At 71.0% G+C, this 13,105-nt stretch carries 7 protein-coding genes; 1 reads left to right on the top strand and 6 read right to left on the bottom strand.

What is annotated here, in order from left to right; all coding sequences use genetic code 11:
- Positions 1-28 precede the first annotated feature (28 nt).
- The 4 genes from glgB to CRP49_RS05100 all read right to left on the bottom strand — a co-directional run bounded on the left by glgB (position 29) and on the right by CRP49_RS05100 (position 7,851).
- Entirely contained in the window at positions 29-2,425 is a 2,397-nt protein-coding gene (glgB, locus tag CRP49_RS05115) for a 1,4-alpha-glucan branching enzyme (protein WP_097252339.1), read from the bottom strand.
- Positions 2,422-3,846 carry a maltokinase gene (locus CRP49_RS05110; protein ID WP_179851506.1) on the bottom strand — a complete coding sequence of 475 codons (1,425 nt, stop codon included), beginning with the start codon at positions 3,844-3,846 and terminating at the stop codon, positions 2,422-2,424. Before CRP49_RS05110 ends, glgB begins: the two co-directional genes overlap by 4 nt.
- A gap of 178 nt (positions 3,847-4,024) precedes the next feature.
- Complete coding sequence (gene treS / locus CRP49_RS05105; protein ID WP_097252337.1) at positions 4,025-5,725, bottom strand: maltose alpha-D-glucosyltransferase; 1,701 nt, start codon at positions 5,723-5,725, stop codon at positions 4,025-4,027.
- Positions 5,722-7,851 (bottom strand): alpha-1,4-glucan--maltose-1-phosphate maltosyltransferase, encoded by a 2,130-nt coding sequence (locus CRP49_RS05100; RefSeq protein ID WP_097252336.1) that lies wholly within the window; start codon positions 7,849-7,851, stop codon positions 5,722-5,724. The genes treS and CRP49_RS05100 overlap by 4 nt, the downstream gene beginning before the upstream one ends.
- 337 nt (positions 7,852-8,188) lie before the next feature.
- On the opposite strand from CRP49_RS05100, the gene CRP49_RS05095 reads away from it, so the two are divergent.
- On the top strand, positions 8,189-10,807 hold the full coding sequence (locus tag CRP49_RS05095; protein ID WP_097252335.1) for a glycosyltransferase family 1 protein: 2,619 nt from the start codon (positions 8,189-8,191) through the stop codon (positions 10,805-10,807).
- A gap of 3 nt (positions 10,808-10,810) precedes the next feature.
- Here CRP49_RS05095 and CRP49_RS05090 read toward each other — a convergent pair whose 3' ends face one another.
- Positions 10,811-11,332, bottom strand: coding sequence for a DUF1990 domain-containing protein (locus CRP49_RS05090; protein WP_097252334.1), 522 nt, complete (start codon positions 11,330-11,332; stop codon positions 10,811-10,813).
- A gap of 71 nt (positions 11,333-11,403) precedes the next feature.
- A complete protein-coding gene (locus CRP49_RS05085) occupies positions 11,404-13,065 on the bottom strand; it encodes a M4 family metallopeptidase (RefSeq protein WP_097252333.1) in 1,662 nt (553 codons plus the stop codon).
- Positions 13,066-13,105 lie beyond the last annotated feature (40 nt).

The following is a 13,105-nucleotide window of genomic DNA, read 5'->3' as shown; positions in this document are numbered from 1 at the left end:
GCCGGGGTTCAGAGGTGCGCGGGCGTGGTCAGGCCGGCCGCAGCCACACCGTCGCCAGTGGAGGCAGGGTCAGGCGGATGCTGGCCGGCCGGCCGTGCCAGGGCTGGGGCTCCGGTTTGACCGGGTCGGGGTTGGTGACGGCGCTGCCGCCGTACCGCTCGGCGTCGGTGTTGAGGACCTCGTGCCAGGCGGGGACGTCCTCGGGGACGCCCAGCCGGTAGTCGTGACGGACGACCGGGGAGAGGTTCGACAGCGCCAGCAGCGGGACACCGGCCGCGTCGAGCCGCAGGAACGCCAGGAGGTTGTCCTCGGCCGCGTCCCCGACGACCCACTGGAAGCCGGACGGTTCCGTGTCGCGCTCCCACAGCGCCGGGGTCGTCCGGTAGACGGTGTTGAGGTCACGGACCAGGTCCCGGACGCCCCGGTGGTCGGCCTCGGCGCCGTACGACGGATCGAGCAGCCACCAGTCCGGGCCGTGCGCCTCGGACCACTCGGCGCCCTGCGCGAACTCCTGGCCCATGAACAGCAGTTGCTTGCCCGGGTGGGCCCACATGAAGCCCAGGTAGGCGCGGTGGTTGGCGCGCTGCTGCCACCAGTCGCCGGGCATCTTCGAGACGAGGGACCGCTTGCCGTGCACCACCTCGTCGTGGGAGATCGGCAGCACGTAGTTCTCGCTGTACGCGTACACCATCGAGAAGGTCATCTCGTGGTGGTGGTACTTGCGGTGCACGGGTTCGTGGCTCATGTACTGGAGCGAGTCGTGCATCCAGCCCATGTTCCACTTCAGCCCGAAACCGAGCCCGCCGAAGCCGCTCGGGCCCTTGTGGTGGGTGGGCCGGGTGACGCCGTCCCAGGCGGTGGACTCCTCGGCGATGGTCACCACGCCCGGGCAGCGCCGGTAGACGGTGGCGTTCATCTCCTGCAGGAAGGCCACCGCGTCCAGGTTCTCCCGGCCGCCGTGCTCGTTCGGCGTCCACTGGCCGGGCTCGCGCGAGTAGTCGAGGTAGAGCATGGAGGCCACGGCGTCCACCCGCAGCCCGTCGATGTGGAACTCCTCGCACCAGTACACGGCGTTCGCGACGAGGAAGTTGCGCACCTCGCGGCGGCCGAAGTCGAACTCCAGGGTGCCCCAGTCGGGGTGCGCGGCCCGCAGCGGATCGTGGTGCTCGTACAGCGGACGCCCGTCGAACTCGGCCAGTGCCCACTCGTCCCGCGGGAAGTGCGCCGGAACCCAGTCCATCAGGACGCCGACGCCCGCCTGATGCAGCCGGTCCACGAGGTACTTGAAGTCGTCCGGGGTGCCGAGCCGGGCGGTCGGAGCGAAGAAGCCGGTGACCTGGTAGCCCCAGGAGCCGCCGAAGGGATGCTCGGCGACCGGCATCAGTTCGACGTGGGTGAAGCCCATCTCGGTGACGTACGAGGAGAGTTGGTCGGCAAGTTGGCGGTACGTCAGACCCGGGCGCCAGGAGGGCAGATGGACCTCGTACACGGAGAACGGCGCCTCGTGTACGGGGGTGTCGGCGCGGTGGGCCATCCATTCCGCGTCGCCCCACTCGTGGTGCGATGCGTGCACGATCGACGACGTGGCCGGCGGGACCTCGGTACGGCGGGCCAGCGGGTCGGCGCGCAGGGTGCGCGAGCCGTCCGGGCGGGTGATCTCGAACTTGTACAGCTCGCCCTCGCCGATGCCCGGCACGAACAGCTCCCACACCCCCGAGGAGCCGAGCGAGCGCATCGCATGTCCGCCGGCGTCCCAGAAGTTGAAGTTCCCCGCGACCCGCACACCGCGCGCGTTCGGCGCCCACACCGAGAACCGGGTGCCGGTCACGCCCTGGTGGGTCATGACGTGCGCGCCGAGCACCCGCCACAGCCGCTCGTGCCGGCCCTCGCCGATCAGGTGCAGGTCCAGCTCGCCGAGCGTGGGCAGGAAGCGGTAGGCGTCCTCGGTCTCGTGGACCGTGCCGTCGTACGTCACGAGCAGCCGGTAGCCGGGGACCTCGGTGAGCGGGAGCAGCCCGGAGAAGAAGCCGTCCCCGTCGTCGTGCAGGTCCGCCCGCAGGTCGCCGGAGACCACGCTGACCGCCTGCGCGTAGGGACGGAAGGCACGGAAGGCGACCCCGCCCGGGACCGGGTGGGCGCCGAGGACGGCGTGCGGGTCGTGGTGCGTGCCGTGCAGCAGCCGCTCCCGGTCACCGGCGTCGATCGCGGGGGAGACGGCGACCTCCAGAGGGCGCTCCTGGGCGGGCGGTTCGGGCTTGCGGGCGCTGGGGATGACGGCGGAACCGGGTTTCTGGGCGGAACCCGTTTTCCCGGCCGAACCGGCGGCCGCGGCCTTCTTCCCGGCCGTGCTCTTCTCTGCCGTGCTCTTCTCGGCCTTGCTCTTGCCGGACTTGTTCTTCGGGGTGGCTGGCTTCTTGGACGTCACTGACGGGTCTCCCGGGCGAGGGTCGGGTCGGACGTGGCGAGGCGGCGGACCGCGGCGAGGGGTACGGGCAGCCAGTCGGGGCGGTGACGGGCCTCGTAGACGACTTCGTAGACGGCCTTGTCGGTCTCGTAGGCCCGCAGCAGGACGGGATCGGTGCGCGGGTCGCGGCCGGCCGCCTCCGCGTACCCGGAGCAGTACGCGGCCCGGCAGCGGTCCGCCCAGCCCGGTGCGGGCGGGCTCACCGAGCGGGCGGCGTAGTCGAAGGAGCGCAGCATCCCGGCGATGTCTCGCACCGGCGGCTGCGGCAGGCGCCGCTCGGCCAGCGGCCGGACCGGCTCGCCCTCGAAGTCGATCAGCGACCAGGCGCCGGACGGCGAGCGCAGACACTGGCCGAGATGCAGGTCGCCGTGGATGCGCTGGGCGGTCCAGGTGCGCCCCTCGGCGGCCAGCCCGTCCAGCGCCTCGAAGGCCGAGCGCAGCCCCCGCTCGTACGGCCGGAGCGCCGGCACCGCCTGGACGGCCGCCGCCAGCCGCTCGGTCATGCCGTCCACCAGCGACCGCAGCTGGGCGTGGCCCAGGGTGACCGTCGGCAGGGCATGGGCGAGGGCGGTGTGCACCTCGGCGGTGGCCCGGCCCAGCGCCCGGGCCTCGGCGACGAAGTCCTCGCCCTTGGCCAGCTCGCGCAGCGCCAGCTCCCAGCCGTCGGCCGCACCGCTCACGAACGGCTGGAGCACGGCCAGGACGTACGACGCGTCGGGCTCGTCGGCCGGCTCGGCCCGCAGCCACGCCGTCGGCGCGGGCACCCGGGCGCAGCCCTCGCGGGCCAGGGCGCGCGGTATCTCCAGGTCGGGGTTGACGCCGGGGACCACCCGGCGCAACAGCTTCAGGATGAACGTATCGCCGTAGACGATCGACGAGTTGGACTGCTCGGCGGTCATCAGGCGGGCCACCAGTCCCTCCCGGATCTCCTGGCCCGGTTCCCGTTCGAACCGAAGCCCGCCGACGCGCGCCTGGGTGCGCAGGGCCTCCAGGAGCACATCGGCGGGCCGGGGGTCGTACAGGGCCTCGTACACCGTGCGGCCGGCCAGCGGGCCCTCGGCCACATGTCCGATGAGCGCGGGCGCCAGCCGGGGCGGCAGCGCCTCGCGCACGCCTATCAGCAGCTGGTAGCAGTCGCCGGGGTGCGGCGGGGCGCCGAGCGCGGGCGGCTGGTGGACGCGCAGGAGCAGGTGGTACAGGCCCAGCCGGCCGTCGGGGGGCAGCAGTTCGGTGGCCGCCACCTGGGTGAAACCGGTGACCGGGCGGCCCTTGCCCGCGAACCACCGCTGCCTGGGCAGCCACTCGCGCAACAGCGGTGCGAGCGAGGCGAGGAGGTGACCGGAAGGGGGAGTGGTGCCAGAAGGGGTGACCGTATCCGCCATGGGCGTCATGTCCTTTCCCCGGGTCGTCGGGGGTGTTCCTGATGGGTGCCCCGGGCGGGGCGGCGGAAACCCGCTGCCCCGCCCGGCAGCGCCCCTCGGGGGCGCGGGGAACTGCGCGACCAGCCGCGACGGACCGGCGGACGACCGACGGCCCATCGCGGCCTCTCCAGCGGAGCGCTTACGCGGCGTCCCGGCGCAGCCGGAACCAGTAGAAGCCGTGCCCCGCCAGGGTCAGCAGGTACGGCAGCTCGCCGATCGCCGGGAACCGCACCCCGCCGAACAGCTCGACCGGATGCCGCCCGCCGAACCGCCTCAGGTCCAGCTCCGTGGGCTGTGCGAACCGGGAGAAGTTGTGGACGCAGAGCACCAGGTCGTCCTCGTACTCGCGGAGGAAGGCGAGGACGGCGGGGTTGGAGGACTGGAGTTCGTTGTAGGACCCCAGTCCGAAGGCAGGATTCTGCTTGCGGATCTCGATCATGCGGCGGGTCCAGTGGAGCAGCGACGACGGCGAGGACATGGAGGCCTCGACGTTGGTGACCTGGTAGCCGTAGACCGGGTCCATGATCGTGGGCAGGAAGAGCCGTCCGGGGTCGGAGGAGGAGAATCCGGCGTTGCGGTCGGGGGTCCACTGCATGGGGGTGCGCACGGCGTCGCGGTCGCCGAGCCAGATGTTGTCGCCCATGCCGATCTCGTCGCCGTAGTAGAGGATCGGTGAGCCGGGCAGGGAGAGCAGCAGGGCGGTGAACAGCTCGATCTGGTTGCGGTCGTTGTCGAGCAGGGGCGCGAGGCGGCGGCGGATGCCGATGTTGGCGCGCATACGCGGGTCTTTCGCGTATTCGGCCCACATGTAGTCGCGTTCCTCGTCGGTGACCATTTCGAGGGTCAGCTCGTCGTGGTTGCGCAGGAAGATGCCCCATTGGCAGTTCGAGGGGATCGCCGGGGTCTTGGCGAGGATCTCGGAGACCGGGTAGCGCGACTCGCGTCGGACGGCCATGAAGATGCGGGGCATGACGGGGAAGTGGAAGGCCATGTGGCATTCGTCGCCGCCGGCCTGGTAGTCGCCGAAGTAGTCGACGACGTCCTCGGGCCACTGGTTGGCCTCCGCCAGGAGCACGGTGTCGGGGTACTGGGCGTCGATCTCCTTGCGCACCCGCTTCAGGAACTCGTGGGTCGCCGGCAGGTTCTCGCAGTTCGTGCCCTCCTGCTGGTACAGGTACGGCACGGCGTCCAGACGGAACCCGTCGATACCCAGGTCGAGCCAGAACTTCAGCGCGGAGATCATCTCCTCCTGCACCGCCGGGTTCTCGTAGTTGAGGTCCGGCTGGTGCGAGAAGAAGCGGTGCCAGTAGTACTGCTTGCGTACGGGGTCGTACGTCCAGTTGGAGGCCTCGGTGTCGACAAAGATGATCCGGGCGTCCTGGAACTGCTTGTCGTCGTCGGCCCAGACGTAGTAGTCGCCGTACGGACCGTCCGGATCCCGCCTCGACTCCTGGAACCACGGGTGCTGGTCGCTGGTGTGGTTCATGACGAAGTCGATGATGACGCGCATGCCGCGCTGGTGGGCGGCGTCCACGAACTCCACGAAGTCAGCCAGGTCACCGAATTCGGGGAGTACGGCGGTGTAGTCGGAGACGTCGTAGCCGCCGTCACGCAGGGGTGACTTGAAGAACGGCGGCAGCCAGAGGCAGTCGACGCCGAGCCACTGCAGGTAGTCGAGCTTGGCGGTCAGACCCTTGAGGTCGCCGACGCCGTCACCGTTGCTGTCCTGGAAGGAGCGGACCAGCACCTCGTAGAAGACGGCGCGTTTGAACCACTCCGGGTCCCGGTCCTGGGCGGGTGTGTCCCCGAAGGTGTCCGGGACGGGCTCGTTGACGATCATATTGTGGGTGACCCTCCGATCTGCGGGGTGGACGGTCGCAGAACCGAGAAGACATGCGCGGGCCTATGGCCCGGTTCGAGGCGCACATAGTTGGCCCTGCCCCAGTGATAGGTCTCGCCTGTGAGCAGATCGCGCACCGGCACCGACTCGTGCCAGTTCAGGCCGAGTTGCGGCATGTCCAACGAGACCGTGGCCTCCTGGGTGTGGTGGGGGTCGAGGTTGGCGACCACCAGAACCGTGTTCGATCCGCTCCGCTTCGAGTAGACGATCACCTCGTCCTTGTCGGCGTGGTGGAAGTGGAGGTCGCGCAGCTGCCGCAGCGCGGGATTGCGGCGCCTGATGTCGTTGAGCTGGGTGATGAGGGGGGCGAGGGTACGGCCCTCGCGTGCGGCGGCTTCCCAGTCGCGGGGTTTGAGCTGGTACTTCTCCGAGTCGAGGTACTCCTCGCCGCCCTGGCGCAGCGGGGTGTTCTCGCACAGTTCGTAGCCGCTGTAGATGCCCCAGGTGGGGGAGAGGGTGGCGGCGAGCACGGCACGGGTCTCGAAGGCGGGACGGCCGCCGTGCTGGAGGTAGGCGTGCAGGATGTCGGGGGTGTTGGCGAAGAAGTTCGGCCGCATGTAGGAGGCGGCCTCACCCGAGAGTTCGGTCAGGTACTCCGTCAGTTCCTGCTTGCTGTTGCGCCAGGTGAAGTACGTGTACGACTGCTGGAAGCCGACCTGCGCCAGGGCGTGCATCATCGCCGGGCGGGTGAACGCCTCCGCCAGGAAGATGACGTCCGGGTCGACGCGGTTGACCTCTCCGATCACGCGCTCCCAGAACACGACCGGTTTGGTGTGCGGGTTGTCCACGCGGAAGATCCGCACGCCGTGTCCCATCCAGTGCCGCAGGATCCGGACCGTTTCGGTGATCAGGCCGTCCAGGTCGGCGTCGAAGGCGATGGGGTAGATGTCCTGGTACTTCTTCGGCGGGTTCTCCGCGTAGGCGATGGTGCCGTCGGGGCGGTGGTGGAACCACTCCGGGTGCTTGTGCACCCAGGGGTGGTCCGGGGAGCACTGCAGGGCGAAGTCCAGGGCCACCTCCAGGCCCAGCTCCCGCGCGCGGGCGACGAAATGGTCGAAGTCCTCCAGGGTGCCCAGGTCGGGGTGGACGGCGTCGTGCCCGCCCTCGGGCGAACCGATCGCCCACGGCACACCCACGTCGTCCGGGCCGGCGGTGAGGGTGTTGTTGCGGCCCTTGCGGAACGTCGTACCGATCGGGTGGATCGGCGGGAGGTAGACGACGTCGAAGCCCATCTCCGCGATCGCCTTCAACCGCTGGGCGGCGGTACGGAAGGTGCCGTGCGGCTGCTCGGGCGTGCCCTCGGAACGCGGGAAGAACTCGTACCAGGAGCCGTACAGCGCCCGCTCCCGCTCGACCAGCAGCGGCATCGCGTCGGACGCGGTGACCAACTCCCGCAGCGGATAACGGGACAGCACCGCCTCCACCTCGGGCGCCAGTGCCGCCGCGAGCCGCCAGGCGGCCGGACGGTCCTCGTCCCGCAGCGCGGCGGCGGCCTCCAGGACGACATCCCGCCGCTCCTCGGGGACTTCGGCGGCCGTCCGCTCGTACAGCCGGGCGCCTTCCTCCAGGACCAGGCCGGTGTCGATGCCCGCCGGGATCTTGATCTGTGCGTGGTGCCGCCAGGTGGCGACCGGGTCCGACCAGGCCTCCACCGTGTACGTCCAGTGGCCGGGCTCGCCGGCGGTCACGGTGGCGCCGTAACGGTCGGTGCCCGGGGCTAGTTCGCGCATCGGGGTCCAGGGGCCGGGGCGGCCCTGGGGGTCCCGCAGGACGACGTTCGCGGCGACGGCGTCGTGCCCCTCGCGGAACACGGTGGCCGACACCTCGAACGACTCACCGGCCACCGCCTTGGCGGGCCTGCGCCCGTGCTGGACCACGGGGCGCACGTCGAGGACGGGGATACGGCCGAGGGCGGTGGGTTCGGCCGGGGCGGCGCGCTGCCGGGGCGGCACCGGGGCCGCGTCGTGGACGTCCTCGGCCGGCTTTCCGGATTTCTTGCCAGAAGTTTTCCTTCCGGCTGCCTTGCTGGTTGTCGTGGGTGCTGACGAGTGGTGCGTGGCGGGCATGACCGCTCCTGTCCGCTTCAACGTGGGTGTGGGCGGATGGGTGTGGGGAGGTGGGTCCTGCAGGTGAGCTGGGGTGCGGCTGTGGGGCGTACCGGAGGAGCCTTCCCACCCTATTCGGGTGGGCAATCCGGCACTTTGTTAACTACTCACGCGTATGTCTACGCACAAGACCGGCCCCATTTCCGGTTTCCCACCGGGGCGGCCGTCACGCCCCCGCCGCGCCCCGACACCCGCCCCTGCCACGTCCCCACCGACCCCCCGGTAACCACTAACGTCGACCCTGACGACGAGACGTACAGCGCCGTGCGTCTCACCCCGCAACGCGTCGAGGTGGAATGTGAAGGCGATCCGTCGGTTCACCGTCCGTCCCGTTCTCCCCGAACCCCTCCGGCCGCTGAGCGACCTGGCGCGCAATCTGCGCTGGTCCTGGCACGCGGAAACGCGCGATCTGTTCCAGTCCGTCGACCCCGAACGCTGGGCCGTCGCCGGGGGCGACCCGGTGCGGCTGCTGGGCGGGGTGAGCCCGGACCGGCTCACCGAGCTGGCCGGGGACCGGCGGTTCCTGCGCCGGCTGACCGCGGTCGCCGACGACCTGGGTGACTATGTGACCGGCGACCGCTGGTACCAGCAGCAGGACGACGGACTGCCCGCCGCCGTCGCCTACTTCTCGCCCGAGTTCGGCATCACGGCCGCGCTGCCCCAGTACTCCGGCGGCCTCGGCATCCTGGCCGGCGACCATCTCAAGGCGGCCAGCGACCTCGGGGTCCCGCTGATCGGTGTCGGCCTGCTCTACCGGCACGGGTACTTCCGCCAGACCCTGTCCCGGGACGGCTGGCAGCAGGAGCACTACCCGGTGCTCGATCCCCATGAGCTGCCCGTCAGCCTGCTCAAGGAGGCCGACGGCACCCCCGCCCAGGTCTCCCTCGCGCTGCCCGGCGGCAGGGCGCTGCACGCCCGGATCTGGCTGGCGCAGGTGGGCCGGGTGCCGCTGCTGATGCTCGACTCGGACGTGGAGGAGAACGACTTCGGCGAACGCGGGGTGACCGACCGGCTGTACGGCGGTGGCAGCGAGCACCGGCTGCTGCAGGAGATGCTGCTGGGGATAGGGGGTGTCCGGGCCGTGCGGACGTACTGCCGGCTCACCGGGCACCCGGAGCCCGAGGTGTTCCACACCAACGAGGGGCACGCCGGCTTCCTCGGTCTTGAGCGGATCGCCGAACTGTGCGACACGGGACTGGAATTCGACTCGGCGCTGGAGGCCGTGCGGGGCGGGACCGTGTTCACCACGCACACCCCCGTCCCGGCCGGGATCGACCGGTTCGACCGGGAGCTGGTCGCCCGGCACTTCGGGTCGGACGCCGAACTCCCGCGCATCGACGTGCAGCGGATCCTGGCGCTCGGCATGGAGACCTACCCGGGTGGCGAGCCGAACCTGTTCAACATGGCCGTGATGGGGCTCAGGCTGGCCCAGCGGGCGAACGGGGTCTCGCTGCTGCACGGGCAGGTCAGCCGGGAGATGTTCGCGGGTCTTTGGCCGGGATTCGACGCCGAGGAGGTGCCGATCACCTCCGTGACCAACGGGGTGCACGCCCCGACCTGGGTCGCCCCCGAGGTGCTCGGGCTCGGTGCCCGGGAGGTCGGCGCCCAGCGGGCCGAGGACGCGCTGACCGTCGGCGGCTCCGAGCGCTGGGACTCGGTCGCGGACATCCCGGACCAGGAGATCTGGGAGCTGCGCCGCACCCTGCGTGAACAGCTGGTGCTGGAGGTACGGGAGCGGCTGCGCGCCTCCTGGCGGCAGCGGGGTGCCGGGGACGCCGAGTTGGGCTGGATCGACGGCGTCCTCGACCCCGACGTCCTGACCATCGGCTTCGCCCGCCGCGTCCCCTCCTACAAGCGGCTCACGCTGATGCTGCGGGACCGGGACCGGCTGATGGAGCTGCTGCTGCACCCGGAGCGGCCGATCCAGATCGTCGTGGCCGGCAAGGCGCATCCGGCGGACGACGGCGGTAAGCGCCTGGTCCAGGAGTTGGTGCGCTTCGCGGACGACCCGCGGGTCCGCCACCGCGTCGTCTTCCTGCCTGACTACGGCATGGCGATGGCGCAGAAGCTCTACCCCGGCTGCGACGTCTGGCTGAACAACCCGCTGCGCCCGCTGGAGGCCTGCGGCACCAGCGGGATGAAGGCGGCGCTGAACGGCTGCCTCAACCTCTCGGTCCTGGACGGCTGGTGGGACGAATGGTTCCAGCCGGACTTCGGCTGGGCCATCCCGACCGCCGACGGCGTCGGCACCGACCCGGACCGCCGGGACGACATCGAGGCCGCGGCCCTGTACGACCTCCTCGAACAGCGGGTCACCCCGCGCTTCTACGAGCGCGGCCGGGGCGGGCTGCCCGACCGCTGGATCGACATGGTCCGCCAGACCCTCACCCTGCTGGGCCCGAAGGTGCTGGCGGGCCGCATGGTCCGCGAGTACGTGGAGCGGCTGTACGCGCCCGCCGCCCAGTCGCATCGGGCGCTGACCGGGGACACGGCCCGTGAACTGGCCGTCTGGAAGGCCAGGGTGCGCGCCGCCTGGTCCGGCGTGAGTGTCGACCACGTGGAGACGACGGCCGCCACGGCCACCGCGGAACTGGGCTCGACCGTGGGGCTGCGGGTGCGGGTGGGGCTCGGCGACCTCGGACCGGACGACGTGGAGGTGCAGGCGGTCTCCGGCCGGGTCGACGCGCAGGACCGCATCACCGACGCCACGGTGGTACCGCTGAAGCCGACCGGCGCACCCGACCTGGAGGGCCGCCGCGTCTACGAGGGCCCGCTCTCCCTGGACCGCACCGGCCCCTACGGCTACACGATCCGCATCCTCCCGGCCCACCGCCTGCTCGCCGCGGGCGCGGAACTGGGCCTGGTGACGGTGCCGTCGGAGGAGGCGGTGGAGGGTGCCGGGGTGCTGATGCGGTGAGCGTCAGTCCTCGAGGCCCCGGGTGGCCAGTTCCCTGAGCACCTTGCCGCACCTGCGGGCGTACGCGTGCTGCAGTCCGCGGGTCGCGGCCCCGCCCGCGCGGGCGTACCACTTGCGGGCGCGGCTGAAGGCGGCCACCGTCAGCCAGACGGTGCCATCGCCGGTGCGGTCGACGACGAAGGCCTCCTCGCCGCACTCGGGGTGGCCTTCCAGGGTGCCGTAGGCCCAGCCGGCGCGGCGGGGTTCGTCCACGGTCCAGACGATGCGGCAGGGGGCCTTGATGAGGCCCGCGAGCGTGACCGTGACGTCGACGTCGGGGGCCGCGCGGTCGGCGGTGGCGTCGATGCCCACGCCCATCGCGCGGTGCATCTCCCAGGTCAGGACCGCCTCGGCGGCCCGTCGGAAGACCTCGGGGCCCTCGCCTAGGCGGGTGCGTTCGAACAGGGGGTGGAAGCCGGGCGGGCAGAAGGTCGGGTCGTCGCGGGTCGCGCCGACCGGCTCGTAGGTGAAGGGCGCCGAGGACATGGGTCACAAGAGTAGGGCGGTACCCGGGGCGCCTTCAGCCCGGGTACCGCCCTGCCTCAAGTGGCTTGTGATCAGCTGACGTTGACCGCCGACCAAGCCGCCGCCACCGCGTTGTACTCGGTGCTGCCGGAGCCGTACAGGTCCTTGGCCGCGTTGAGCGTGCCGGTGCGGGCCGCCTTGTAGTTGGTCGTCGACGTGAAGTACGTCGTCAGCGCCTTGTACCAGATCTGCAGCGCCTTGGCGCGGCCGATGCCGGTGACCGTGGAACCGTTGGACGTCGGGGAGTTGTACGACACCCCGTTGATCGTCTTCGCGCCGCTGCCCTCGGACAGCAGGTAGAAGAAGTGGTTCGCGACGCCGGACGAGTAGTGGACGTCCAGGTTGCCGACCGAGGAGGACCAGGAGTCCGCCGAGCCGCCGTCCTTGCTGGGCTTGTCCATGTAGCGCAGCGGGGTGCCGTCGCCGTTGATGTTGATCTTCTCGCCGATGAGGTAGTCACCGGGGTCCGAGGCGTTGTTCGCGAAGAACTCCACGCCCGTGCCGAAGATGTCGGAGGTGGCCTCGTTCAGGCCACCGGACTCGCCCGAGTAGTCCAGGCCCGCGGTGTTGGCGGTGACGCCGTGGCTCATCTCGTGGCCGGCGACGTCGAGGGAGGTCAGCGGGTCGGCGTTGCCGTCACCGTCGCCGTAGGTCATGCAGAAGCAGCTGTCGTCCCAGAAGGCGTTGACGTAGGCGTTGCCGTAGTGGACGCGGGAGTAGGCGCCGACGCCGTCGTTCTTGATACCGCTGCGGCCGAAGGTGCTCTTGTAGAAGTCCCAGGTCTCCGCCGCGCCGTACGCGGCGTCGGCCGCGGCGGTCTGGTCGGAGGAGGAGGTGGAGGCGGTGCCGGTGCCGAAGGTGTTGGTCGAGTTGCTGACCAGGGTGCCCTTGCCGGACGTCTTGCGGGCCAGGTTGTAGGTCTTGTGGCTGCCGCGCGAGGCGTCGGTCAGGTTGTACGTCGAGCCCGACTGGGTGGTGGTGAGGCTGACGGTGCCCGAGTACAGCGTCTTGCCGGTGCCGGTCGCGTTCTCGACGCCCTGGTACTCGAAGAGCTTCTTGCCGGTGGCGGCGTCGGCGATGACGTGCAGCTGGTTCGGGGTGCCGTCGTCCTGCAGACCGCCGACGATCGTCTCGTAGGCGAGCACGGGCTTGCCGGAGCCGGCCCAGATCACCTTGCGCGCGCCGTCCGCGGAGGTCTTGGCGGAGCCCAGGGTCTTGGCGGCGCCCACGGCCTGCTTCTCGGCCTTGGCGGCGGTGATCTGCGGCTTGAGCGAGGCCACCTTGATGGTCGCCTTGGTCGCCTTGGTGACGCCCTCGGCCTTGCCCGACTTGGCGGTGTGGACGACCAGGTCGCCGCCGAGCACCGGCAGGCCGGCGTAGGTGCGCTCGTAGCGGGTGTGGACGGTGCCGTCGACGTCCTTGACGACGTCCTTGACGACCAGCTTCTCCTTGGCGCCGAGGCCTATCCGCTGCGCGGTCTGGGCAGCGCCGGCCTGGGCCTGCTGGATCAGGGTGGTACGGGCAGCGGCGGACAGCGAGGTCGGGGCGGCGGCCAGCGTCTTGGTGGCGGCGGCCTCGGCCGGGGTCTGGGCGTTGGCGCTGGTGGCCAGCCCGGTGGAGAGCAGGGCTCCGGCGGCGACAGCGGTGGCGACGGCCAGAGTGGTGCGCTTGTGACGCGCGTAGAGGGGGCTCACAGAAGCTCCTTCTCGTGGGGGAGTCCGGGCAGTGTGGGGT

The sequence above is a fragment of the Streptomyces sp. Ag109_G2-15 genome (genome assembly GCF_900215565.1).
Lineage (GTDB): Bacteria > Actinomycetota > Actinomycetes > Streptomycetales > Streptomycetaceae > Streptomyces > Streptomyces diastatochromogenes.
This window is presented reverse-complemented; position numbering and strand designations above follow the sequence as displayed.

Excerpts from the sequence above, each read along its gene's own strand:
- CRP49_RS05110 (WP_179851506.1), bottom strand. The coding sequence starts at position 3,846 with ATGGCGGATACGGTCACCCCTTCTGGCACCACTCCCCCTTCCGGTCAC.
- treS (WP_097252337.1), bottom strand. The coding sequence starts at position 5,725 with ATGATCGTCAACGAGCCCGTCCCGGACACCTTCGGGGACACACCCGCC.
- CRP49_RS05100 (WP_097252336.1), bottom strand. The coding sequence starts at position 7,851 with ATGCCCGCCACGCACCACTCGTCAGCACCCACGACAACCAGCAAGGCA.
- CRP49_RS05090 (WP_097252334.1), bottom strand. The coding sequence starts at position 11,332 with ATGTCCTCGGCGCCCTTCACCTACGAGCCGGTCGGCGCGACCCGCGAC.